Origin of the sequence: Parvibaculum sp., assembly GCF_049671045.1 — a bacterium.
GTDB lineage: Bacteria > Pseudomonadota > Alphaproteobacteria > Parvibaculales > Parvibaculaceae > Parvibaculum.
This window is the reverse complement of record NZ_JBATUH010000064.1, coordinates 24,397-47,318: the sequence shown is the minus strand read 5'-3', so window position 1 is coordinate 47,318 and position 22,922 is coordinate 24,397. Positions and strand designations below refer to the sequence as shown.

The window sequence follows — 22,922 nt, the reverse complement described above, 5'->3', positions numbered from 1 at the left end:
GCTCCCGGCAAGAGCGGAAACCGCATTTGCGGATCGGGAAGGCGGCAAATCAGGAAAGCGGGCGCGTGCTCGCCGCCGCGCGAAAGAACGACGGCTCCCAACCCTCTCCTTCATCGTGGAAGCGAGAGGGTTGGGTCGCCGCGCGCTCAGAGCCTCAAGCGGGCACGATCGCGCGACGGAAGCGCCGGAACATCCGTGAGAACGGGCCGGGTTTGCCGGCTTCGTCATTCCGTGTGGTAGCGCCCGCTTCCACGGCAGGCCTCGGGCCCGTTGCCCGCTCGGCCGCCGCGACGATCGCCTCGGCGACCGTGCCGGCAAGCGCGGTCGGCAGATCGTGGCCCATGCCGGGCACGACGCGAAGCTCGGCGCCTGGAATGTTCTTCGCCGTGTCCTCGCCCGCCGCGACCGGAATGTAGCGGTCGGCCGCGCCATGCAGCACCACGGTCGGCGCCTTGATCTTCGCGAGCGCCGCGCGGCGATCGCCGCCTGACATGGCGGCCGCCATCTGGCGGAGGATTCCCGCCGGATAATAGGCGCGCAATGCGTCGCGCATCGCCCATTCCTTCAGCGTCGCCGCCTCGGTCGGATAATCGGGACTGCCGATCAGCCGGTTGAGCTCGATGTCGCGCGCGACGATCCCGCTGAGATCGCTGACGACCGGCGCAGGGCTGAGCATCAGGCGCAGCACCTCCTCCTCCGGTCCCGGCAGATCGGGATTGCCGCTCGTCGAAGCGATCGACGTCAGCGACAATGTGCGATCGGGATATTCAGCCGCGATCGTCTGCGCGATCATGCCGCCCATCGCCATGCCGACGATGTGGGCCTTGTCGATCTTCAGTCCGTCGAGAAGACCGATCGCGTCCGATGCCATGTCGGCGAGCGAATAGGGCGCGAAATCCGACTTGCCTTCGCCAAGCGAGGCAAGCATTTCGGAATAGCTCAGCTTGCTGCCCTTGGTGATCTTGCTCGAAAGCCCGACGTCGCGGTTGTCGAAACGAATGACGCGGTAGCCGCGTTCGACGAGCTTTTCGCAAAGCGCAGCCGGCCACTGCGTGAGCTGCGCACCAAGGCCCATGATGAGCAGGACCGCCTCGCTCTTTGCAGAGCCGAGGCTCTCATATTCGATCCTGAGTCCATTTGTCTTGATACGGGGCATGTCCTCTCCTACCTCGGCGCCGACATGGCGCAACCCCCTATATCGGCACCGGGGCAGGAAAGTTGAACGGGGCATAAAGGCACTATGCGTGGCTTATATGCAAAGCGCTATTCGGCGGCGCTTGCCTTCTCCGCTGCAAGCGCGTTTTCCGCGATGAGCTCGACGAAACGCGGGCACAATTCGGCGGGCAGATCATGTCCCATGCCTTCGATCAGCTCGAGATTTGCGCCGGGTACGGAATTTGCGGTGTCGATTCCGCCTTCCGGCGGCACGAGCGGATCGGCAAGCCCGTGAATCACGAGAAAAGGCACGCGCACGGCCTTCAGCCGCTCCACGCGGCTGCCATCGCCGACAATGGCCGCATATTGCCGCACGGCGCCTTCAGGATAGTACATGTGGTCGAATTCCACCGCACAGCGCGCATAAAGCGCTTCATCGGTCATGGGATAGGCCGGGCTTTGATAGACGCGGCGGCCCTTCATGCGATGGCGGATCACGGTTTCGCGGTCCTGCGCGGGCGGCTGCTCCTGCAGCGCTGTCATCGCGGCCTCGCTCGCCTTCGGCAGATCGGGATTGCCCGTCGTAGACATGATCGAGGTGACGCTGAGAAGCCGGCCCGGATGATCGATCGCCATCGTCTGCACGATCATGCCGCCCATCGAAATGCCCATGACATGCGCGCGGTCGATGCCGAGCGCATCGAGAACGCCGATGCCGTCGGCCGCCATGTCGGAAAGCGTATAGGGGATGGCGGGCTTGCGCCCTTCGCGCACCGCCGCCGCGACCGCGCGAATATCGGGCATGCCTTTCAGCTTTTCGCTGTGGCCGACATCGCGATTGTCATAGCGGATGACGCGGAAACCGCGCGCCCCGAGCCCTTCCATCAGTTCGGCCGGCCAGCTCATCATCGTCGATGTGTAGCCGTTGACGAAAAGGATGGGCCTGCCGTCGGCAGGCCCCAGATCCTCGAAATTGACGGTGATGCCGTTCGCTTGCGTCTGCCGCATCCCCATGCGCGTCACTCCGCCGCGCGGGCGGCGGCCGCCCGTTTCGTCGCCGCCGTGATCGCATCGGCGAAAGTGCCGACAAGCGCGACGGGGAAGTCGTGCCCCATGCCGGGAATGATGCGAAGCTCGGCGCCGGGAATATTCGCCGCCGTATCCTTGCCACCTTCGACCGGAACGAGCGGATCGTCCGCGCCGTGAAGCACGACGGCCGGAACGGCGATGTTCTTCAGCTTTTCGCGCCGGTCGCCATTGGCGACGATGGCGGCCATCTGCCGGGCGACGCCGACGGGGTAGAAGCTGCGCTTCGCATCGCGCATCACCCATTCGCGCAGGATTTTCTCGTCGGTCGGGAAGCCGGGGCTGCCGATGGTCTTCCACGCCTTGATGCCGCGCGCGATGATCGCCTCCAGGTCGCCTTCGGGCGCGGCCGGCGACATCAGCACTTCCATCGCCTCGGGCTTTGCCTGCGGAAGCGCGGCATTGCCCGTCGTCGACATGATCGAGGTGAGCGAGAGCACGCGCTCCGGATGGTTCGTCGCGACGAGCTGCGCGATCATGCCGCCCATGGAAGCGCCCGCGATATGCGCCTTCTCGATGCCGAGCGCATCGAGAAGCCCGACCGCGTCCGCCGCCATGTCATCGAGCGAATAAGGCGCATTGGCCTTCTGCCCGCTCATCAGCGCGCCGAAAATCGCCGCCATGTCGGGCATGCCCGCATCGTCGAACTTGGTGGAGAGCCCCACATCGCGATTGTCGAAGCGGATGGCGCGATAGCCGCGCTGCACAAGCTCGTTGCAAAGCTCGGTCGGCCACATGGTGAGCTGACCGCCGAGCCCCATGATGAGCAGAACGGTCTCGCGATTGGCCGGGCCGAAGCTCTCATACTCGATGGTGATGCCGTTCGCCTGAACTTGCGGCATGGAAACCTCCGTGATTCTTGTGTGTTTTGCTGAAGCTTATCAGCGCGGCTGCGAAGCGGGCACAGCAAAGCGCATTGTTAATGAAGATCATTAAGCCAGCAAGGAGGAAGCGGCAGGCCGCCTTTAGCCCGAGATCGAGCGCTTGCCTTCGCGGCGCGCCGGCCGCACATTAATGCAACCCATTATCCGGTCGCCGGACGGCCGGGCCGCCCCCAGGAAAGCTTCTCATGACACTCGAATACGACCTCTTCTGGTCCTTCCGCTCGCCCTATTCCTATCTCGTCACGCCGCGCCTCATCGAACTCGAGCGCGACCATGACGTGCGCTGCAACGTCCGGCCGGTCTATCCGATCGCGGTGCGCATCGAGGGCTTCTTCAAGAAGGTCAATCCGATGTGGCCGCCCTATCTCATGAAGGACACCATGCGCATCGCCGAAATGCTCGGCCTGCCCTATGCCTGGCCCTCGCCCGACCCCATCGTCATGAACATCAAGACGGGCGACGTCGCCGCGGAGCAACCCTATATCCACCGCCTCACAAGGCTCGGCGTCGCGGCCACCGAGGCCGGAAAGGGCCTGGCCTTCCTCCGCGAAGTGAGCGGCATCGTCTTCGGCGGCGTGAAGAACTGGCATGAGGGCGACCATCTGAAGGAAGCCGCCGCGCGCGCCGGCCTCGATCTCGCCGAACTCGACCGCCTCGTCGAAGCCGATCCCGATCGCTACGAGGCCGTCATCGCCGCCAACGAGGCCGCGCAGAAACAGGCCGGCCACTGGGGCGTGCCGCTCATGGTCTTCGAGGGCGAGCCCTTTTTCGGCCAGGACCGCGTCGATCACCTCCGCTGGCGGATGGAAAAGCGCGGCCTGAAGAAACGGGCCTGAGAGCACACTGGACCGGCCGCCGCTCTGCCGGTAGCCTCGCCCGCAAGCCCGGCAAAGCAAGCGGAATTCCCATGCAGCGCGATCTGAAGAAAATGAGCGCCACCGAATACGATCTCGTGATCGTGGGCGGCGGCATCAGCGGCGCCTCGATCGCATGGGACGCGGCGCTGCGGGGCCTCAAGGTGGCCCTCCTTGAAAAGGAGGACTTCGCCCATGCCACGACTTCGGGCTCATCGAAGCTCGTGCATGGCGGCCTTCGCTATCTCGTCAATGGCGAGCTGAGGCTCGTGCGCGAATCGCTCCGTGAACGGCGCATATGGGAGAGTATCGCGCCGCATATGGTGCATCCCTTGCCCTTCATCCTGCCGACCTATGGCCACGGGATGAAGAGCGGGCCCGTGCTCTCAATCGGCCTCGCCTTCTACGATCTCCTCTCCTACGACCGCAATTTCGTCTCCGACGACGACAAGAAGATCCCCGGCTTCCGCTCGATCTCGCGCGACGAGGCGCTGAGGCTCATGCCGACGCTGAAGCGCGACAGGCTCACCGGCGCCAAGATCTACTATGACTGCCAGATGTTCGCGCCCGAGCGCCTCTGCCTCGAATGTATCGAGGGCGCGGTCGAATTCGGCGCCGATGCGGCGAATTATGCCGAGGTCACGGGCTTCGAGATGGGGAACGCGGCTGGCGCCAGCCGCCGCATCTCCGGCGTTCAGGTGAAGGACCGCCACTCCGGCGAGACGCACCGCATCCGGGGCCGGATCGTCATTAACGCCGCCGGCCCCTGGGCCGACACGCTGATGGGCCTTGCCGAAGGCGGCAAGCCCGCCCGCCGCCTCATCCGCTCGAAGGGCATCCACATCATCACGCGCGAGATTTCGGGCCTGAATGCGCTTGCCATCCAGTCCGATATTGGCGGGCATTTCTTCGTCATTCCGTGGCGCGGGCACACCATCATCGGCACCACCGACACGGTCTTCGACGATGATCCCGACAAGGTCGGCGTGACCGAGCAGGATCTGCGCGATTTCCTCAGCGTCGTGAATGACGGGCTGCCGGGCCTCGGCCTCAAGCGCGAGGACATTCTTCATTTCTATGTCGGCATCCGTCCGCTCGTGGATTCAAGCCCCGCCTCCGGCGAGGAAGGGGGCAAGGATTCCTACAATGCGAGCCGCGCCGCCGAAGTGCTCGATCACGAAAAGATCGACGACACTTACGGCCTCATCTCTGCCATGGGCGGCAAATGGACCACATCGCGCCATCTCGCCGAGCAGGTCGTCGATCTCGCGCTGATGAAGCTCGGCCGCCAGGCGAAATGCGAAACCCATTGCACGCCCGTCTATGGCGGCGAGATCGGAAGGCTCAAGAGCTTCATCGCCCGTGCGCGGAAACGCCACCCGCATCTGCCCGCCGAGGTCGTCGAAAATCTCTGCAACTATTATGGCAGCCGCATCGACGAGGTGCTGGCGACGGCCAACGAACGGCCGGGCGAACGCGAGGAGCTTCTGCGGCGGCTCTCCGGCGATACGAGCGTGCTCGCCGTGCAGGTGATCCACGCCATTCGCCACGAAATGGCGCGCCATCTCTCCGACGTTCTCTTCCGCCGCACCGGCCTCGGCACGCTCGGACATCCCGGCGTTCCCATCGTCAACCGGGTGACCGAGCTGATGGCGCGCGAACTCGGCTGGGACGACACGACGATCGCCAACGAAATCGCCGATGCGGTTCGCCTCTTTGAGACGCAGCCGCCCGCCAATGAAGGCGATATGAGAGGCGCGTCCCTCGCCGAGGCCACAAGGAGCGCGGATCGCTGATGACGATGACGCCCGGCACGCCCCATATCGCAGCGATCGTGAACCCGCGCTCGGGCGGCGGACGCACGGGACGCGCCTGGCGCCTCATCCGCGCGGCGCTCGAACGCGAGCTCGGGCCCATCCGCGCGCATTTCACGCAAGGCGCCTCCACGCCCCGCTACCTTCCCGCCGCCGCCCTCGCGCAGAAGGCGCTCAAGGAAGGCGCCCAGCTCGTCATCGCCGTCGGCGGCGATGGCACGATCAGCGAGGTTGTGAACGGCTTTTTCGAGAATGGCGCGCTCATCAACCCCGAAGCGCATCTCGCCATCCTCAACACCGGCACGGGCGGCGATTTCCGCAGGAGCTTCGGCCTGCCGGATGAGCTTGAAGCCTGCGTCGCCCGTATCGCCCAGGGCACGACGCGCCGGATCGACGTCGGGCGGCTCACCTTCGTCGCCGAGGATGGCGGCGAGGCGGCACGCTATTTCAACAACATCGCGAGCTTCGGCCTTTCGGGCGAGGTCGTGCGCGCCGTCAACCGCGCGAAATTTTCGAAACTCTTTGGCGGCAGCTTCGCCTTTCTCTGGGCAACGCTCGTCACCTCGGCGCGCTACAAGCCCCATCCCGTCCGCATCATCACCGATCAGGGTTTCGACGAGGTGCTGAATGTCGGCGTCGGCGCCATTGCCAATGGCCGCTTCTTCGGCGGCGGCATGATGATGGCGCCCATGGCCGAGCCTGATAGCGGCCATTTCGAAGTCGTCATCATGCGCGACACGACCTTTGGCGACATGCTGACGGGCTCGAACGCTCTGCGTGCCGGCACGCATATCCAAAATCCGAAAGTCCTTCACATCCGCGCCACTAGCCTGACCGCGACGCCTGTCGGCGACGCGCCCGTGCTCCTCGACGTGGATGGCGAAGCGCCGGGACGGCTTCCCGCCCGCTTCGAAATTCTGCCCTCCGCCATCACGCTCCGCTGCTGAGAGAAGACAAGAGGTTACGATGACGATCGACCGCGCATCGCTTCGCTGGAATGGCTGGGGTCCGGCCGCGCAGGAAAACGTGCTGCCCGACGGCGCGCCGCAATGGGAGTGGATCAGGACGACGCTCGGCCTTTCGCGCCTTCCCGCAACGCCCGCAAGGCCGCTGTCGGAGATCCGTATTCCCGCTTGCCGCCTCGATACGCCGCTGCTCGACCGTCTGCGCGCGATCGTCGGCGCCGATCAGGTGAAGCTCGACGATTACGAGCGTGCCTTCCACGCCCGTGGCAAGAGCTATCACGATCTCCTCTATCTGCGCGCGGGCATGCTCGACATGGTGCCAGACGCCGTCGTCTATCCTCGCAGCGCCGATGAAACGCTAGCGCTGGTGAAGCTCGCGGCGGAAGAGGACATCACCCTCATTCCCTTTGGCGGCGGCTCTTCCGTCGTCGGCGGCATCAATGCCATGCCGAAATCATTGGGCGGCGCCGTCATCACCCTCGACACGACGCTGATGTCGCGCGTCATCCAGATCGACAAGATCGCAATGACCGCGACCGTGGAGGCGGGCATATACGGCCCCGCGCTCGAAGCGGCGCTTCAGCAGCATGGCGTGACGCTCGCGCATTATCCGCAGAGCTTCGAGTTCTCGACGCTCGGCGGCTGGATCGCGGCGCGCGGCGCGGGCCAGCAGTCGAACCGCTACGGCAAGGCGGAGAAGTGGCTCGTCTCGGCGAGCCTCGCAACGCCGAAGGGCTTCTGGGCGACGGAGGCGACGCCCGCCTCGGCCGCGGGCCCCAATCTCAACCAGCTCGTGGCGGGCTCGGAAGGAACGCTCGGCGTCATCTGCGAGGCGACGGTGAAAATCCACGTCCTGCCCGCGCGGAAGGATTATCGCGGCTATCTCTTCAAGAATTTCGAGAGCGGCATCGAAGCGGCGCGCCGCATCAACCATGCCGACATTCCCGTCGCCATGGTGCGCCTCTCGGACGCGCCGGAGACGCATTTCTTCCAGGCCTTTTCATCCACCTCTTCGCCGACGAGCCTCAAGGCGCGGGCGCAGCGCGCCTATCTCCGCCTCAAGGGGTTCGACGAAGCGCCCTGCCTCATGCTGATCGGCCATGAAGGCGATGCCGACACGGTCGTCTGGGCGCAAGCACAGACACAGGCGATCTGCAAGAAGCTCGGCGCGCTGGCGCTCGGCACCGGGCCGGGCCACAAATGGTATCACGGCCGTTTCCACGCCCCCTATTCGCGAGACCCGATGCTCGACCATGGCATCGGCATCGACACGCTCGAAACCTCGACGCGCTGGTCGAACATCACGAACCTGCACAATGAGGTGGTCGCCGCGATCGAGGGCGCAATGGCCGCCAACATGCCCGAGCGCGGCGCGCGCGGCATCGTCATGGCGCATGTGAGCCATTCCTATCCCGACGGGGCGAGCCTCTACTTCACCTTCGTCTTCCCCCGCCAGCTCGACTGCGAGGTAGAGCAATGGCAGGCGATCAAGCGCGCGGCTTCGGACGCCATTCTCGAGCATCGCGGCACGATCAGCCATCACCACGGCGTCGGCCTCGACCATGCGCCATGGCTCGCCGAGGAGAAGGGCCCCGTCGGCTATGAGGTGCTGAAGGCGCTGAAGCGCGAACTCGATCCGGCCGGCGTCCTGAACCCCGGAAAGCTCATCGGCTGACGTAAGCCACGCCGCCGCTCAGCTCCCGGCGCCTTCGCTCTCCAGCGCGTTGCGAAGCTCGGCCTTGGCGATCTTTTCCAGCGTCGAGCGCGGCAGCGCATCGACGATGCGGATGTCGCGCGGCACCTTGAAGTCGGCGAGCGACTTGCGGCAGGCCGCCATGACGCGCTCCTTGAGATCGGCGGGCGCCGCCGCCTCGCCGCCCGGCACCAGCAGGAAGGCGACCGGAACCTCGTCGAGCATCGGGTCCTTGCGCCCGACCACGGCGCATTCCTGAATGCCGCCGACCGCCATGATGACGGTTTCGATCTCGGAGGCGGCGACATTCTCGCCGCCCACTTTCAGCATGTCCTTGTCGCGGTCGGCAAAGCGGATATAGCCGTCCTCCAGAAGCGTCACGCGGTCGCCGGTGATGAAGAAGCCCTGCTCGTCATAGCTCGAGGCCGTCGCTTCCGGATTGTTGAGATATTCCTTGAAGAGCGAGAGGCCCGGAATGCCGCGAATGAGAAGCGCGCCCGTGTCGCCCGCTTCGGCGGGCCGGCCATCCTCCCTGATGATCGCGATCTCATAGGCGGGCGACGGCTTGCCGATCGTCATGGGCGGCGCGGGCACGAAGGGATCGCTCACGATGCCATGGGTGATCGTTTCGGTCATGCCCCACCAGCCCATCGTCCGCACACTGAAATGCGCGTCGGTCGGCAGCGATGCGATGCCATTGCCCCAGAGCCTGTAATGATGCGCCTTCGGCACCTCCTGCCCCATCAGCGCGCGCACGCAGAACGGTACCATCGAGGTCCAGGTGCAGCGATGGCGGAGTGAAACCTCCCAGAAACGCGAGGCCGAGAAGCGCGGCTGCACGACCACCGTGCCGCCGACCCAGAGCGTCGCCAGCACCGAATAGGACTGCGCATTGGTGTGGAAGAGCGGCAGATAGACGAGGTGAACGTCCTCCGGCGTCAGTGTTTCGTGCATGGCGCAGAGCTTTGCGCCCCAGAGCGCATTGGCATGCGTCCAGACCACGCCCTTCGGCCGCGAGGTGGTGCCGGATGTGTATTGAATGCCGACATTGGCCATGGGATCGGGAGCGCGCATCGGCACCGTCGCCGGATCGCCATGGAGCGCGGCGAAGCTCTCCGCCTTGCCGGGCCGGTGGCCTTGAGCGGCGGGGGCGCCATTATCCGTCTCGGTGACGGCGAGCCATTTGATGTCATGGCAGCTCGACTGCACGAGCTCGGCGAATTTCGGCTGCGTGATCGCGCCGACAGCCCCGGCATGAGCGGCGAAATAGGTGAGTTCGTCCGCCGCCGAGCGCGCATTGGTGGTGACAGCGACCGCGCCGAGATGCGCGCAGGCATACCAGGCGATGAGCGCTTCCGGGCAGTTGTCGAGATGGATGAGCACGCGCTCGCCGAACTTCACGCCGCGCGCTTTCAGCCCCGCCGCAACCCGCGCCACCTCATCGGCGAAGCCCGCATAGGTCCAGACGCGGGACGGCCCCTCGAAGGGCTCCCAGATCAGAAACGGGTGATCGGGCCGCGCCGCCGCGTGATGGGCAAGCAGGCGCGGCACATCGAACCCCGAAAAAGGGTGGATGGCGGGCGAACGCAATCGGGGCGAAGTCGGGACTGGCATCTCTTCCTCCTCGGGCTTTTTTTTGCTCTCTATACCATGCTTGTCTGACGTTCCATTCAGGTTCTAGACTCGCGCTCCCGCGAGGGGCGGCAGGCGAGGACCCCATGGGCGCCATCAAGGGACTGCTGCTCGATGTCGACGGCGTGCTCTATCAGGCCGAGAGCGCGCTTCCGGGCGCGGCGTCGGCTCTCGCGCGCCTGCGCGAGGCCGGTTTCCCCTCCCGCCTCGTCACCAACACCACGCGCAACTCGAAGGCGGGCCTTCTCGCAAGGCTCGCCCGCATGGGCCTCGATGTCGCGCCCTCCGACCTCGTGACCACGGGCGAAGTCGCCCGCGCGGCGCTCGCCCGCGATGGCGCCCGGCCTTTTCTCCTCGTCCATGAGAATCTGCGCGTGGATTGCCCGCCCGAGGCGGACGAGCCCGACAGCGTGCTCATCGGCGATGCGGGGCCCGGCTTCACCTATGAGCGCCTCAACCGCGCCTTCCGCATCCTCATCGAGGGGGGACGCCTCTATGCCCTCGCGCGCAACCGCTATTTCCGGGGCGCGGACGGGCTCGATCTCGATGCGGGCCCTTTTGTCGCCGCGCTCGAATATGCAAGCGGCGCGAAGGCGCGGTTGCTCGGAAAGCCCGACCCCGCCTTCTTCCTCGCTGCTGCCGCAAGCGCGGGGCTCGATCCGGCCGAAACGCTGATGGTGGGCGATGACGTCGATGCCGACGTGCTGGGCGCGATCGCGGCGGGCTTCGAGGCCGCTCTGGTCAGGACAGGAAAATTCCGCGAAGGCGACGAGACAAGGGCGATGAAGGGCGGCGGCCGCGTGCTGCCCTCCATCGCCGAGGTCGTGGACGAAGTGCTCGGCCGCTCGCCCGTCCGTTAGGCGAGCGCGTCCTTCAGCGCCTTTCCGGCTGCCTTCACCGCGTCGCGCGCGACATCGAGCACGGCCTGCAGATTGAAGAAGCCGTGGATCATGCCTTCGTAATTGACATATTCGACGGGGACGCCAGCCGCCTTAAGCGCCTCGGCATAGGCGCGGCCCTCGTCGCGCAGCACGTCATGCCCGGCCGTGACGACATAGGCCGCCGGCAGGCCCTGAAGCGAGCGCGCCTTGAGCGGCGCAAGCCGCGGATCGGCGCGGTCGGCCCCGCTTGCATAGTGATCGAAGAACCAGACCATGCCGTCGCGCTCGAGAAAATGCCCCGTGCCGAAGGCGCGGTAGGAGCCGGTATCCGTGTCCGTGTCGGTCACCGGATAGATCAGCATCTGGAAGGCGATGCGCGGCCCCTTCGCGTCGCGCGCGAGCTGCGAGACGACAGCGGCGAGATTGCCGCCCGCGCTGTCGCCGGCAACGGCGATGCGATTGGGATCGACGCCGATGGAGGCCGCATCCGCTTCGACCCATGAGACGGCGGCAAGCGCATCCTCCGCCGCGGCGGGAAACCTGTGCTCCGGCGCGAGACGATAATCGACGGCGACGACCTTGCAGCCGCTTTCATTGGCAAGACTGCGGCAAAGCGCGTCATGCGTCTCCAGATCGCCGATCACCCAGCCGCCGCCATGGAAATAGACGAGCACGGGCAGCGGCGCGCCGCCAGCGGCGACAGGCGTGTAAAGGCGCACGGGGATTTCGCCCGCGGGCCCGGCGATCTTGCGATCCTCGATCTTGCCGATCGGAAGACCGGAGAGATCGAGCTGCGCCGCCATGGCGCGGTAAAGCTCGCGGGCGCCGGCCGGCGGCAGATCGATGATCCTCGGCGCGTCCTTGTTGGCCGCCATGCCGTCGAGAAGAGCCTTTGCCTGCGGGTCGAGCGCCATATCCATTTCCCCCTTTGGTCCAGAATTCCGGAGGATGGTTTTAGCGGCGCGGGCGCGGTTTCGCAAAGCGATCCCGGAAAGAAGTGCCGGACGCTGCGTCAGCCGCGCTCCCTCAGTGCAGAACCTCGCCGTCGCGCGAACGGCGGCCCTCGATCATGTCCACGACGACGCGCCGCAGGCTCCGCCAGGCTTCCGCCCTGGTCCGCTCGCCGATCTGCTCAAGCTCGTCCACCGCCGTGTCCGCATACTGAAGCGCCTTCGGGCCATGCGTATCGAACATGTAGGCAGCGAGCAGATTGAGTTCGTGATCGGTCATCATGGGGCTTAACTCCGGCTAGGCGAGTGAACTGCCCATGACATTGCAACCGCCGGGCCAGACCCGTTCGTCACTGGAATCAATGCGTTACGGGGAATGCGCCGGGCCGGGCGGCAAAGCTTACCGGAAAGGAAATACCTCCGGCCCGGCAGATTCTTTCCAATCCGGCGCGGATTAAGTTCCCTTTTACGCACCCACGCTAAAACCGCTGTTCAAGAAAGTACCTCTAGGGGAGAGGCGCTGCATCCACCAACGGTCACGAGGTGCAGGACAATGAAGCTGACGAGCCCGACGAAACTCCGCATGCCGCGCATGCCGCGTCTGCCGCGTATTCCGACCGACCGTCTCCCGACACTGCGCATCGCGATCAAGATGCAGCTCATCGTCGTCTCGGCGGCGCTTCTGCTCGCCATCGGCATCGGCGTGTCGAGCTATATGGAAGCGGCGAGCAACACCAACAAGGAAATCAAGGAACGCTTCGACGCTCTCCTCCACGGACGCAAGGCCGCGCTTCAGGATTATCTCGCCTCCGTTGATCAGGATCTGCGCTACATGGCGCAGAGCCCGTTCGTGCAGGACGCCATGTACGACTTCGCCTCCGCCTGGCGCTCGGCAAAGAATGACGGCGACCCCGTCGCGCATTTCCGCGAGCTTTACAAGACCGGCAGCGAAGACGTGATGACGGACGGCACCGAATATGCGGGCCTTCACGACGGCTATCATCACGGCTTCCGCAAGTTCCTTCAGGAACGCGGCTATGAGGAGCTCTATCTCATCGATCAGGACGGCAACGTCGTCTACACGGTCAACAAGGGCGCCGATTACGGATCGAACGTCTATCCGCCTTCCGTCACCAGGAAGGACCGCACCGATCTCTCCTACGCTTTCGAGGTCTCGGACGGCGAGAGCGATCCCAACAATCTCGTCTTCTTCGACTATGCGCCCTATGGCCCCATCGGCGACAAGCCGGCGAGCTTCATCGCCGCTCCGATCTTCGATCGCGCGGGCGCGCGCCTCGGCGTCATCGCCTTCCGTGTGCCGGTGAGCCGCTTCAACGCCATCATGAACGTCACCGAGGGCCTCGGAAAGACGGGCGAGCTGATGCTCGTCGGCGAGGACTTCCTGATGCGCAACAATTCGCGCCTCATGAAGGAGCCGACGATCCTGACGCGCGAGATCGATGCCGAAGCGGTGAAGATGCTCTTCAACACCAATACGCATACCAAGCAGGTTGGCGAAAACACTTTCAGCATCGACAAGGGCACGCTCGGCTATGAGGTCGAGACTTTCGCCACGCCCATCGAGTTCAACGGCGTTCGCTGGGCGCTCGTGGCGCAGGTGGCGACGAGCGAGGTCAAGGCGCCGCTCATGGCCATGCGCAACACCATGCTCGGCGTCGCGCTCCTGCTTCTCATCTGCGTCTCGGCGGGCGGCGTATTCTTCGCGCGCCAGATCTCCAAGCCCATCACCAACCTGACCGGCGCGATGCGCCAGCTCGCCAATGGCGATACGTCGGTCGAACTGAACGGCGCCGACCGTCGCGACGAGATCGGCGAAATGACCGCCGCCGTCGAGATTTTCCGCGCCAATGCGATCGAGCGCCAGCACCTCGAGCGGCAACAGGAGATCGAGCGCGCCGAGAAGGAAAAGCGCGCCGCCGCGATCGAGACGATGATCGCCGACTTCGATGCCTCGATGAAGGAAATGCTCGAGAGCGTGAGCACGGCCGCATCCGAGATGGAGCAGACCTCCGTCGCCATGACGCAGACGGCCGAGGTCACGAACGAGCGCGCCTCGATGGTCGCAAGCGCCTCCGAACAGACGACTGCCAACATCCAGACGGTTGCGAGCGCAACCGAGGAAATGGCGATCTCGATCGAGGAAATCCGCCGGCAGACGGCGAAATCGAACGAGATCGGCGCTCAGGCGAACTCGACCGCCGCCGAAACCAACGCCAAGGTCGAGGCGCTCACCACCGCCGCCCGCCAGATCGGCGAGATCGTGACGCTCATCCAGCAGATCGCCGGCCAGACGAACCTGCTCGCCCTCAACGCCACCATCGAGGCGGCGCGGGCGGGTGAGGCGGGCCGGGGCTTTGCGGTGGTTGCGACCGAAGTGAAGGCGCTCGCCACCCAGACCGCGAAGGCGACCGAGGAAATCGCCCAGCAGATCGGCGCCATCCAGGGCTCGACCGGCGAAACGGTGGCCGCGATCCAGCAGATCAGCCACATCATCGCGCAGATCAACGAGATCGGACGCTCGATCTCGGAATCGGTCGATCAGCAGAACATGACGACGCGGGAAATCTCGCGCAATGTCTCCGAAGTCGCGGATGGCAGCCGCGAGGTCGCGAACAACATTCTCGACGTCACGGGCGCCGCGAATGAATCGGCGGGCGCCGCGAGCCTCGTGCGCCGCGCCGCGACCGAACTCTCGGCGCAGGCGGCAAAGCTCAGCGCCGAGGTCGACCGCTTCCTGACCGAAGTGCGGGCCGCCTGACGCGGCGCAGCCCGAAAAGCTGACACGGCGCAGCCCGAACAGCTGACGGGCGCAACCGGCAGAACTTGCGGGCTCAGCCCGCGAAGCCGCCGCCATCGAGATAGCTCTGTTCCTCGGCCGTCGTCTGACGGCCGAGGACGGCATTTCGATGAGGGAAACGCCCGAAGCGGCGAATGATCTCCGCATGCTCCCTGGCGAAGCGCAGCGCGACGGGATCTTCGATCCGGGTCGAATAGAAATGCAGGCTCTCCTCCTGCACCGCCATATCCTCGGAATGCATGAAGGGCAGATAGAACCATTGCCGCGCCAGCGCCGGCACCTCGACATCGAAACGCCGCCGGATCGCCTCGCGCGCGAGGCCGAGCGCCTTCGCATCGTTTGAAAAGGCACGATGATCGCCGCGATGGAGATTGCGCGAAAACTGATCGAGCACGATGACGAGCGCCAGCGCGCCTTGCGCGTCGCGCGCCCAGTCGTCGAGCCTGCCCTCGGAGGCGGCTTCATGCGTCGGGGCGAAGAGGCGGCCGATCTCGGCATCGAAGGCGTCATCCTTCGCGAACCATTTTTCCGGCCCCGCGCCGAACCAGAAGTCGAGAATTTCGCGGGGCCGCGCAATGGTCATGCCGGTTGCTCTGCCTTGAAGCCCCCTGCCGCGCGTCTCGCGCGACAGGGAGCGTTTACCTTCAGATGACGATCACGTCTTCCGGCGCCGGCTCCTCATAGAGCCGCGCGACGAGATGGCCGCGCCGGTCCAGCGTCGCCCGCTGATTGACATAGCCCTTGTCGGTGATCTCGTGCCCGTCGATCGAGGGCGGCTCGGTCATGAGGTGAATGCGCGCGATGCGCGTCGACGAACCGCCACCCGCCTTGTTGTGGCGCTGCAATGCCTCGCGCACATAGGCGACGAGCTTCGGATGGGAGACGATCTCCTGCGGGGTCGCCGTATCGCCGAGCCCGGCGACGGCCCGCGCCGCGGCGAGATTGGGCCAGGCGAGAAGGCCGATATAGGGCTTGTCGAGGCCGCAGATGACCGCGTCCTGAAGCACGGGCGTACAGGCGCCGACCACATCGGCGCGCAGCGTGCCCGTCGAAACCCATGTGCCCGACGAGAGCTTGAAGTCTTCCGTGACACGGCCATCGAAGACGATGCCTTCCTCCGGCCTCTCGGGATCGAGGAAGCGCGCCGCATCGCCCAGCGCATAGAAGCCTTCCTCGTCGAAAGCCTCGGCCGTCTTCTTCGCATCGTTGAGATAGCCCGGCGTCACCGTCGGCCCCTTGACGCGCACCTCGAGCTTGGTGCCGAAGGGCGCGAGCTTGAGCGTGATGCCCGGCAGCGGCAGGCCGATAAGGCCGACGCGCTCCGTCACCCAATGGACGACCGTGATGCCCTGCGTCTCCGTCGCGCCATACATGGTCGTGAGCGGGATGCGGTATCCCGTCTCCTCGATGGCGAGCGCCTGCATGCGGTCATAGATGTCGCTGGAAAGCGTCGCCCCGCCATAACCCATATATTCGAGATTGCGGAAGAAGCTCTTGCGAAGCTCGGGGTCCTTCTCCATCGCGTCCGCGAGCATCGCGAAGGCAACGGGCGCGGACCCGAATACGCGCGGGCTCACATCGCGCAGATTGCGGATCGTCTGCTCGAAGAGGCCCGGAACCGGCTTGCCCGCATCGAGATGCACCGTGCCGCCCGCCTGAAGATTGGCGTTGAAACCGATATTGCCGGCCGAGATGTGATTCCACGGCATCCATTCGAGGCTCTGCGGAATATCCTCAGGGTCTGGCTCCTCGGTCCGGAGCGCCTCCTGCGCGGCGACGAGCGCCATCATCATGCGATGCGTCTGGATGACGCCCTTTGGCATGCCCGTGGAGCCGGAGGTGAAGAGATACTTCGCCACCGTGTCGTGGTCGATCCTGTCCATCGAGGCGCGCACCGCCGCCTCGTCGACCGGCGTGGCGAGAAGCGCATCGTAATGGAAGCTCGCAACCCCCTCCGGCACGCCGTCGCAGGTGACGACATCGACGCTCGAAAGATCGAGCGCCCGCAGCGCGCGCTCGAAAAGCGCTCCCTGCTCGGCGAAGATCATGCGCGGCCGCGTCAGCTCGAAGACATGGCGCAGCTTGGAGAAATCCGAACTCATCAGCGAATAGGGCACGCTGACGGGCGCGACCGGCACGCCCGCCTTCATCGCCCCGAGCATCATCACCGCATGCTGAATGGAATTGCCCGACAGGATGAGGAGCGGCGTCGACTGGCCCATGCCACGCGCGAGAAGCGCGGTGGCGACGGCGTTGGCAGCGCGGTCCGCCTCGCCATAGGTGATGTAGCGCCACTCGCCCGACTTGTCGCGCTCGCCGATATAGTTGCGCGCCGGATGGAGCGCCGCCTTCTCCTCGAGAATATGCACGGTCGAGCGCTGCATCGGCCCGAGCGGATATTCCGATGAGATATAGACCGTCCCATCTGCCTTGCTCTCGACCTTGATCTTCGGCGGCTTCTGCTTCAGCGGTTTGAAGGGTGGCAGGCTCGTCTTCGCGGCAGTGGCAAGGCTCATCTGGGGTTTCCTCTCGTTTCAAATTCCTGCTGCGGGCCCCATGGGCCGCCCGTCCGCCTTCCGGGACGCGATCAGTTGACCATGCGCGCGCGGCCTTCCCAGAAGGGCTTGCGCAATTCGCGCCGGAGGATCTTGCCCGAGGGGTTGCGCGGCAGCGCTTCGATGAAATCGATCGACTTCGGCACCTTGTAGGAGGCGATGCGCGTCTTGGCGAAGGCGATGATCTCGCCCGGCTCCACCGACATGCCCGGCTTCAGCACGACGCAGGCCTTGACCGCCTCGCCCCAGCGCTCGTCCGGCACGCCGATGACGGCGACGTCGGCAACCGCCGGATGGCCGAAAAGCGCGTTCTCGACCTCGGCGGGATAGATGTTCTCGCCGCCGGACACGATCATGTCCTTCACGCGATCGTGAATGTAGAGATAGCCATCCGCATCGAAATAGCCGGCATCGCCCGAATGGAACCAGCCATCCTTCACCGCCTCGGCCGTCGCCTCGGGCCGGTTCCAGTAGCCCTTCATCACCATGCCGCCCTTGATGACGATCTCGCCGACGCCGCCCTGCGGCACGTCGTTGCCCTTCTCGTCGACGACGCGGATCTGCATGTTGGGATAGGGAATGCCGCAGGAGCGCAGCTTGCCCTTCGCCGGGTCATGCGCCTCGGGCGGCAGATAGGTCGCGCCGCCCGTCGTCTCGGTGAGGCCGTAGAGCTGGATGAAATCGGCGTTGAAGGTCGCCTGCGCCTGGCGCAGCACGTCTTCCGCGATGGGCGAGGCGCCATAAAGGATCTGGCGCAGGGAGGAAACGTCGGTCGTCTTGATGTTCGGCTGCTGAAGCAGGAACAGGATCACCGCCGGAACCATGAAGGCGACGTTGATCTTCTCGCCCTCGATGAGCTTGAGGATCGCCTGCGGATCGACATCCTTGAGGATGATGTTCTTCGTGCCATGGGCATGGCCGATGACGCCGATATTGACGCCCGCGACATGGAAAAGCGGCATGCAGACGAGATTGACCTCACCGCGCTTCCAGTCCGCCCAGCCGGAAGCCTCGCCCTCCTCGAAGACGGAGAGATAGTTCCTGTTGGTGAGTTGCACGCCTTTCGGATGGCCGGTCGTGCCGCTCGTATAGAGCTGGATGACATCGTCGTCGATATGATGCTCGAACTTCGGGTCCGTGGCGGGAAAACTGTCGCGCCACTCGTCGAAGGAAATCCAGTCGACGCGGCCGCCATCGAGCGCCACCACGCGCTTGACGCTGGGGCACTCGGCGAGGACCTGCGCCACGACGTCGTAGAATTCCGCCCCGACAAAGACCATCTCGGCCTTGGCGTCGTTGAGCACATAGGCGATTTCCGGCGCGGCGAGGCGCCAGTTGACGCCGACGACCACCGCCTTGGCCTTGAAGGCGCCATGCAGCATCTCGAAATAGCGGTCGGAATTCTTGCCGATGAAGCCGACGCGCGCGCCGGGCTTGCAGCCTTCGGCGATGAAGCCCTGGGCGACGCTGTTCGAGCGCGCATCGAGCTGCCCATAGGTCGTGACGCGCTCCTCGAAAACCTGCGCGACGTCATTCGGAATGACCCTGGCCTGCACGCGCGTGATATCGGCGGCAGCACGGATTTGCTCGCGGTCGAACATCGAATCTCCCCTCCCGGATAAAGGCTTTGTTCACGGCCGTGGGGCGTTTCCACCCTCGTAATTGGACCTGAGTTTAGCGGCGAATTTCCGACGGGCAAGCAGGCGCGAAAACGCGCCGCCGCTTCCCGCTGGACGCTGGGGAAGTTCGCCCTCAAACTGGCGCCAACCAAAGAACAACGCCCGGGGAGACACGCCATGGCACGCATTCCATATTTCGATCCCGCGCAGGCCGAAGGCCGCGCCAGGGAGGCCTACCGGAAGCTTCCGCCGCTCAACATCTTCCGCATGCTCGGCCATTCGGGCGACATGCTCGATGCCTTCGTGAAGCTCGGAAACGCCATTCTGGTCTTCTCGAAGCTCGATCCCGTCCTGCGCGAAATCGCCATCGTCCGTGTCGGCGTGCTCCGGGGCTCGACCTACGAGGTCCACCAGCACGAACGCATCTCGCGCCAGCTCGGCATGCCGGAGGAAAAAATCAGGGCGATCCATGAGGGACCCGAAGCCGCCGCCTTCAACGAGATGGAGCGCCTGGTCATGCGCTTCACCGACGACATCGTGAAGAACACGCGCGCCTCCGACGCCACATTCGACCCGCTGGCCGCGAAACTCTCCCACAGGGAGCTTCAGGAGCTTGTCGTCACCATCGGCTATTACACCATGGTGAGCTGCTTCCTTGAGACTTTCGACGTCGATATCGAGGAAAAGGGCAAGGAGCCTACCGTGAAGCTGCCGGGGATGGCGGACTGAACGATGGCGCGCATCCCCTATCCCGATCCGGTCAGCCTGCCGGAAGCGAGCCGCAAGCTGCTGGAAACGCTCCCCGCCCTGAACATCTTCCGCATGATCGCGGGAAGCGGCGCCTCCTTCGTGCCCTTCATGTCGCTCATCAACGCCTATCTCAATGAAGGCGTCCTCGATGCCGAGCTTCGCGAGCTTGTCATCCTGCGCGTCGGCCATCTCTGCGGCTCGGCCTATGAATTGCATCAGCACATCCGCGTCTCGCGCACGATCGGCATGTCCGAGGCGCGCATCGGGGCGGCGGGCGGCAAGCTCCCCTGCGCTCTTTTCAGCGACGCCGAAAACGCCGCGCTCGCCCTTGCCGACGACCTCGTCGCCCATGTGAAGGCCGACAAGGCGCTTTTCGATGCGGCCCGCGCCCATCTCGGCGATACGGGAATTCAGGAACTCGTCATCATCGTCGGCGTCTATATTCTCGTCTGCCGCTATCTCGAAACCTTCGAGATCGAGATCGAGGCGCAGGACATCGAGGGCAGCGGACTGGAGGAAATCAAGCGGGGTGTGAGCGCAAATGGCTGACGAAGGCAAACCGTCCGAACGCTATGTCCGTCCGCCCTCGGCGGAATCGCAAGGAGAGGCTCCCGGCCGCGGCCGGCTCAAGGGCCGCAGGATCCTCGTCGTCGGCGGCGGCCAGCGCACCGTCGATGCCGCGACCGACCCGATCGGCAATGGCCGCGCCATGTCGATCCTGTTCGCCCGCGAAGGCGCCTCGGTCGCCGTCGCCGACATGAACCTTCCCGCCGCGGAAGAAACCATAGCGCGGATCGCGGCCGAGGGCGGCAAGGCAATGGCGATCGAGGCCGATATCTCGAAGCCCGACCAGGTCGCCCGCATGGTGGATGAGGCGGCCGCACGCCTCGGCGGGCTCGACGGCCTCGTCCTCAATGTCGGCGTCGGCGTCGGCGCCCTCGGTCTTGAGGGCGCGACGCCCGAGGATTGGGACAAGACCCTCGCGATCAACCTGCGCGGACCGATGCTCACCTGCAGGGCGGCCCTGCCGAAGCTTGCGGACGGCGCCTCCATCGTCTTCATCTCCTCCATCGCGGGCCTCGTCGCCGGCTCGCGGCTCCCCGCCTATGACGCCTCCAAGGCGGCCCTTGGCGGGCTCATGCGCCATGTCGCGCTCGAAGGCGCGCGGCGCGGCGTCCGCGCCAACATCGTCGCCCCCGGCCTTGTCGACACGCCGCTCGGCCGCCTCGCCACGCAAGGCCGCCCCTCGCGCGGCCGCGCGCCGACGCCATTCGGGCGCCAGGCGACCGGCTGGGAGATCGCCTATGCCGCGCTTTTCTTCATCTCGGATGAGAGCGTCTATGTGAACGCGCAGGTCATGGCCGTCGACAGCGGCATGACCGGCATTTCGTGAGGAACGGAAAATGGGATTGGGCCTCAGCCGCTATCAGTACACGAAGGGTTTGCACGATCTCGGAAACGGCGCCTATGCCTGGCTTCAGCCGGATGGTGGCTGGGGCTGGTCGAATGCGGGGCTCATCGTCGATCAGGGCGAATCGCTCATCGTCGACACGCTCTTCGACGTGCCGCTGACGCGCGAGATGCTGGCGGCGATGCGCAAGGCGGAGCCCAGGGCGGCCGCCCGCATCGGAACCGTCGTCAACACGCATCACAATGGCGACCATTGCAACGGCAATGAATGCTGCGAGGGCGCCGAAATCATCGCCCACAAGCTCGCGAAAGAAGCGATGGCGCATGAGCCGCCCCAACTTCTCGCGGGCTTTCTCGACATGGCGCCGCAGCTCGGCGATCTCGGATCCTTCATCACCCGCTGCTTCGGCGCCTTCGACTTCAAGGGCGTGACGCAGACGCTGCCGACAACGACCTTCGAGACGGAACTGACACGCCATGTCGGCTCGAAGACGGTAAAGATCATGCATGTCGGGCCCGCGCATACGCCGGGCGACGCGCTCGTCCATGTGCCGGAGGACCGGATCGTCTTCACCGGCGACATTCTCTTCATCGAAGGCCACCCGATCATGTGGGAAGGCCCGGTGGCGAACTGGATCGCCGCCTGCGACCGCATCATGGGCATGGATGTCGAGACGGTGGTGCCCGGCCACGGCCCCATCACCGACAAGAAGGGCGTCAAGGCCGTGCGCGACTATCTCGTCTATGTGCGCGACGAGGCGAGGAAGCGCTACGATGCGGGCCTCTCGCCGCTCGAGGCCGCCCTCGACATCGACATGTCGGATTACGACAGCTGGGGCGATGGCGAGCGCATCGTCGTCAATGTCGCGACGCTCTATAAGGAATTCTCGGGCGACGAGACGCCCAATGACGCGGCCTCGCTCTTCGGCCAGATGGCCGCCATCGCAAAGGCGAAGGGCCGTCTCTGACGCGCATCACGAAGGCGTGATCGAGCCCCGCCCGGCAGCGCATGGACAGACTGGCGCGAACTCCGGATGATCGCGCCCATCCGGAAATTGGGGAGGCTTTCATGCTGACGCTCTACGAACATCCGCTTTCGCCCTATGCGCAGAAGGTGAAGATCGCGCTGCGCGAGAAGGGCGAGCCTTTCGAGGCGAAGATGCCGGGCGGCATCGGCGCGGGCGGCGCGTCCGGCGAATTCGCCGAGGCCAATCCGCGCGCCGAAGTGCCGGTGCTCATCGACGGCGAGACGCGCATCTTCGATTCGACCATCATCCTCGAATATATCGAGGACAAGTGGCCTGCCCCCGCGCTGCTGCCCGAAACGCCCGCCGGGCGCGCCCGCATCCGCATGATCGAGGAGATCTGCGACACGCATTACGAGGCGATCAACTGGGGCCTTGGCGAGATCGGCTGGTTCCGCCGCGCCGAGGGCGAACTGGGCGAGATGCTGCGCGAGCGCGCCGCCGAGCAGACGGAAGGACTACAAGCCTGGCTTGCGCGGCAACTGGGCGCGCGCGACTGGTTCAACGGCGCGGCCTTCGGCTGGGGCGATCTTGCTGTCGTGCCCTTCGTCAACACTTCGGCCGGCTTCGGCAACGCGCCGGACGAGGGCTCGCCGCTCGGCCGCTGGTTCGCTCGCGCGAAGGCGCGGGAGAGCGTCGCGCTGACGCTGAAGGAAGCGGCCGCCTCGATCGCCGGCATGGAGGTCGTCGCCAATATTCTCGAGCAGGGGCTTTTCAAGCGCGAATATCGCGACCATCGCCTCGAATGGATGATCCGGTCGGGCGGCATCGAAGTCGTTCTGAAGGGGCTCGAGAAGGGCAATATCCGCTTTACCGCCGATTTCGAGTGAG

The 22,922-nt window shown here is 65.3% G+C and carries 20 protein-coding genes; 11 read left to right on the top strand and 9 right to left on the bottom strand.

What is annotated here, in order from left to right:
* Window positions 1–154: 154 nt before the first annotated feature.
* The 3 genes from WBG82_RS07860 to WBG82_RS07850 all read right to left on the bottom strand — a co-directional run bounded on the left by WBG82_RS07860 (window position 155) and on the right by WBG82_RS07850 (window position 3,083).
* Complete coding sequence (locus WBG82_RS07860; RefSeq protein WP_424423413.1) at window positions 155–1,156, bottom strand: alpha/beta fold hydrolase; 1,002 nt, start codon at window positions 1,154–1,156, stop codon at window positions 155–157.
* 107 nt (window positions 1,157–1,263) lie between these two features.
* A complete protein-coding gene (locus WBG82_RS07855) occupies window positions 1,264–2,169 on the bottom strand; it encodes an alpha/beta fold hydrolase (protein ID WP_424423410.1) in 906 nt (301 codons plus the stop codon).
* Between the two features lie 5 nt (window positions 2,170–2,174).
* Window positions 2,175–3,083, bottom strand: coding sequence for an alpha/beta fold hydrolase (locus tag WBG82_RS07850; protein ID WP_424423408.1), 909 nt, complete (start codon window positions 3,081–3,083; stop codon window positions 2,175–2,177).
* Between the two features lie 227 nt (window positions 3,084–3,310).
* On the opposite strand from WBG82_RS07850, the gene WBG82_RS07845 reads away from it, so the two are divergent.
* From WBG82_RS07845 to WBG82_RS07830, 4 genes are all read left to right on the top strand, one after another.
* Entirely contained in the window at window positions 3,311–3,961 is a 651-nt protein-coding gene (locus tag WBG82_RS07845) for a 2-hydroxychromene-2-carboxylate isomerase (protein ID WP_424423405.1), read from the top strand.
* Between the two features lie 71 nt (window positions 3,962–4,032).
* Window positions 4,033–5,775 (top strand): FAD-dependent oxidoreductase, encoded by a 1,743-nt coding sequence (locus WBG82_RS07840; RefSeq protein WP_424423402.1) that lies wholly within the window; start codon window positions 4,033–4,035, stop codon window positions 5,773–5,775.
* Window positions 5,775–6,740: a diacylglycerol/lipid kinase family protein gene (locus WBG82_RS07835; RefSeq protein ID WP_424423400.1), complete on the top strand. Its 966-nt coding sequence runs from the start codon at window positions 5,775–5,777 to the stop codon at window positions 6,738–6,740. The genes WBG82_RS07840 and WBG82_RS07835 overlap by 1 nt, the downstream gene beginning before the upstream one ends.
* Window positions 6,741–6,759: 19 nt before the next feature.
* Complete coding sequence (locus tag WBG82_RS07830) at window positions 6,760–8,433, top strand: FAD-binding oxidoreductase (protein ID WP_424423398.1); 1,674 nt, start codon at window positions 6,760–6,762, stop codon at window positions 8,431–8,433.
* Between the two features lie 18 nt (window positions 8,434–8,451).
* Here WBG82_RS07830 and WBG82_RS07825 read toward each other — a convergent pair whose 3' ends face one another.
* Window positions 8,452–10,065, bottom strand: a complete 1,614-nt coding sequence (locus tag WBG82_RS07825; protein ID WP_424423396.1) for an AMP-binding protein — start codon at window positions 10,063–10,065, stop codon at window positions 8,452–8,454.
* Between the two features lie 104 nt (window positions 10,066–10,169).
* Between WBG82_RS07825 and WBG82_RS07820 the strand changes: the two genes are divergently transcribed.
* Window positions 10,170–10,943: a TIGR01458 family HAD-type hydrolase gene (locus WBG82_RS07820; protein WP_424423394.1), complete on the top strand. Its 774-nt coding sequence runs from the start codon at window positions 10,170–10,172 to the stop codon at window positions 10,941–10,943.
* Here WBG82_RS07820 and WBG82_RS07815 read toward each other — a convergent pair.
* Together WBG82_RS07815 and WBG82_RS07810 are read right to left on the bottom strand one after the other, a co-directional pair.
* A complete protein-coding gene (locus tag WBG82_RS07815) occupies window positions 10,940–11,878 on the bottom strand; it encodes an alpha/beta hydrolase (RefSeq protein WP_424423391.1) in 939 nt (312 codons plus the stop codon). The genes WBG82_RS07820 and WBG82_RS07815 overlap by 4 nt on opposite strands.
* 112 nt (window positions 11,879–11,990) lie before the next feature.
* Window positions 11,991–12,197 (bottom strand): hypothetical protein, encoded by a 207-nt coding sequence (locus tag WBG82_RS07810; RefSeq protein WP_424423388.1) that lies wholly within the window; start codon window positions 12,195–12,197, stop codon window positions 11,991–11,993.
* Between the two features lie 270 nt (window positions 12,198–12,467).
* Here WBG82_RS07810 and WBG82_RS07805 point away from each other — a divergent pair, with 270 nt between their 5' ends.
* Window positions 12,468–14,693: a methyl-accepting chemotaxis protein gene (locus WBG82_RS07805; RefSeq protein ID WP_424423385.1), complete on the top strand. Its 2,226-nt coding sequence runs from the start codon at window positions 12,468–12,470 to the stop codon at window positions 14,691–14,693.
* A 73-nt stretch (window positions 14,694–14,766) separates the two neighbouring features.
* Here the strand turns inward: WBG82_RS07805 and WBG82_RS07800 are convergent, their stop codons facing one another.
* From WBG82_RS07800 to WBG82_RS07790, 3 genes are all read right to left on the bottom strand, one after another.
* Complete coding sequence (locus tag WBG82_RS07800) at window positions 14,767–15,315, bottom strand: DUF924 family protein (RefSeq protein ID WP_424423383.1); 549 nt, start codon at window positions 15,313–15,315, stop codon at window positions 14,767–14,769.
* Between the two features lie 61 nt (window positions 15,316–15,376).
* Window positions 15,377–17,248 (bottom strand): AMP-binding protein, encoded by a 1,872-nt coding sequence (locus WBG82_RS07795; protein ID WP_424423381.1) that lies wholly within the window; start codon window positions 17,246–17,248, stop codon window positions 15,377–15,379.
* A gap of 71 nt (window positions 17,249–17,319) precedes the next feature.
* Entirely contained in the window at window positions 17,320–18,888 is a 1,569-nt protein-coding gene (locus WBG82_RS07790) for a fatty acid--CoA ligase (RefSeq protein WP_424423379.1), read from the bottom strand.
* Between the two features lie 195 nt (window positions 18,889–19,083).
* On the opposite strand from WBG82_RS07790, the gene WBG82_RS07785 reads away from it, so the two are divergent.
* The 5 genes from WBG82_RS07785 to WBG82_RS07765 all read left to right on the top strand — a co-directional run bounded on the left by WBG82_RS07785 (window position 19,084) and on the right by WBG82_RS07765 (window position 22,921).
* Window positions 19,084–19,635: a carboxymuconolactone decarboxylase family protein gene (locus tag WBG82_RS07785; RefSeq protein ID WP_424423377.1), complete on the top strand. Its 552-nt coding sequence runs from the start codon at window positions 19,084–19,086 to the stop codon at window positions 19,633–19,635.
* 3 nt (window positions 19,636–19,638) lie between these two features.
* Window positions 19,639–20,205, top strand: a complete 567-nt coding sequence (locus tag WBG82_RS07780; RefSeq protein WP_424423375.1) for a carboxymuconolactone decarboxylase family protein — start codon at window positions 19,639–19,641, stop codon at window positions 20,203–20,205.
* Complete coding sequence (locus WBG82_RS07775; protein WP_424423373.1) at window positions 20,198–21,049, top strand: SDR family NAD(P)-dependent oxidoreductase; 852 nt, start codon at window positions 20,198–20,200, stop codon at window positions 21,047–21,049. Before WBG82_RS07780 ends, WBG82_RS07775 begins: the two co-directional genes overlap by 8 nt.
* A gap of 10 nt (window positions 21,050–21,059) precedes the next feature.
* The gene (locus WBG82_RS07770) at window positions 21,060–22,034 is read left to right on the top strand and encodes an MBL fold metallo-hydrolase (RefSeq protein WP_424423371.1); all 975 of its coding nucleotides are present in this window, start codon (window positions 21,060–21,062) and stop codon (window positions 22,032–22,034) included.
* A 101-nt stretch (window positions 22,035–22,135) separates the two neighbouring features.
* Window positions 22,136–22,921 (top strand): glutathione S-transferase family protein, encoded by a 786-nt coding sequence (locus WBG82_RS07765; protein WP_424423369.1) that lies wholly within the window; start codon window positions 22,136–22,138, stop codon window positions 22,919–22,921.
* The last annotated feature ends 1 nt before the right edge of the window (window position 22,922 follow it).

Coding starts and splice junctions, on each gene's coding strand:
- WBG82_RS07860 (WP_424423413.1), bottom strand. CDS start 1,156: ATGCCCCGTATCAAGACAAATGGACTCAGGATCGAATATGAGAGCCTC.
- WBG82_RS07855 (WP_424423410.1), bottom strand. CDS start 2,169: ATGGGGATGCGGCAGACGCAAGCGAACGGCATCACCGTCAATTTCGAG.
- WBG82_RS07850 (WP_424423408.1), bottom strand. CDS start 3,083: ATGCCGCAAGTTCAGGCGAACGGCATCACCATCGAGTATGAGAGCTTC.
- WBG82_RS07845 (WP_424423405.1), top strand. CDS start 3,311: ATGACACTCGAATACGACCTCTTCTGGTCCTTCCGCTCGCCCTATTCC.
- WBG82_RS07840 (WP_424423402.1), top strand. CDS start 4,033: ATGCAGCGCGATCTGAAGAAAATGAGCGCCACCGAATACGATCTCGTG.
- WBG82_RS07835 (WP_424423400.1), top strand. CDS start 5,775: ATGACGATGACGCCCGGCACGCCCCATATCGCAGCGATCGTGAACCCG.
- WBG82_RS07830 (WP_424423398.1), top strand. CDS start 6,760: ATGACGATCGACCGCGCATCGCTTCGCTGGAATGGCTGGGGTCCGGCC.
- WBG82_RS07825 (WP_424423396.1), bottom strand. CDS start 10,065: ATGCCAGTCCCGACTTCGCCCCGATTGCGTTCGCCCGCCATCCACCCT.
- WBG82_RS07820 (WP_424423394.1), top strand. CDS start 10,170: ATGGGCGCCATCAAGGGACTGCTGCTCGATGTCGACGGCGTGCTCTAT.
- WBG82_RS07815 (WP_424423391.1), bottom strand. CDS start 11,878: ATGGCGCTCGACCCGCAGGCAAAGGCTCTTCTCGACGGCATGGCGGCC.
- WBG82_RS07810 (WP_424423388.1), bottom strand. CDS start 12,197: ATGATGACCGATCACGAACTCAATCTGCTCGCTGCCTACATGTTCGAT.
- WBG82_RS07805 (WP_424423385.1), top strand. CDS start 12,468: ATGAAGCTGACGAGCCCGACGAAACTCCGCATGCCGCGCATGCCGCGT.
- WBG82_RS07800 (WP_424423383.1), bottom strand. CDS start 15,315: ATGACCATTGCGCGGCCCCGCGAAATTCTCGACTTCTGGTTCGGCGCG.
- WBG82_RS07795 (WP_424423381.1), bottom strand. CDS start 17,248: ATGAGCCTTGCCACTGCCGCGAAGACGAGCCTGCCACCCTTCAAACCG.
- WBG82_RS07790 (WP_424423379.1), bottom strand. CDS start 18,888: ATGTTCGACCGCGAGCAAATCCGTGCTGCCGCCGATATCACGCGCGTG.
- WBG82_RS07785 (WP_424423377.1), top strand. CDS start 19,084: ATGGCACGCATTCCATATTTCGATCCCGCGCAGGCCGAAGGCCGCGCC.
- WBG82_RS07780 (WP_424423375.1), top strand. CDS start 19,639: ATGGCGCGCATCCCCTATCCCGATCCGGTCAGCCTGCCGGAAGCGAGC.
- WBG82_RS07775 (WP_424423373.1), top strand. CDS start 20,198: ATGGCTGACGAAGGCAAACCGTCCGAACGCTATGTCCGTCCGCCCTCG.
- WBG82_RS07770 (WP_424423371.1), top strand. CDS start 21,060: ATGGGATTGGGCCTCAGCCGCTATCAGTACACGAAGGGTTTGCACGAT.
- WBG82_RS07765 (WP_424423369.1), top strand. CDS start 22,136: ATGCTGACGCTCTACGAACATCCGCTTTCGCCCTATGCGCAGAAGGTG.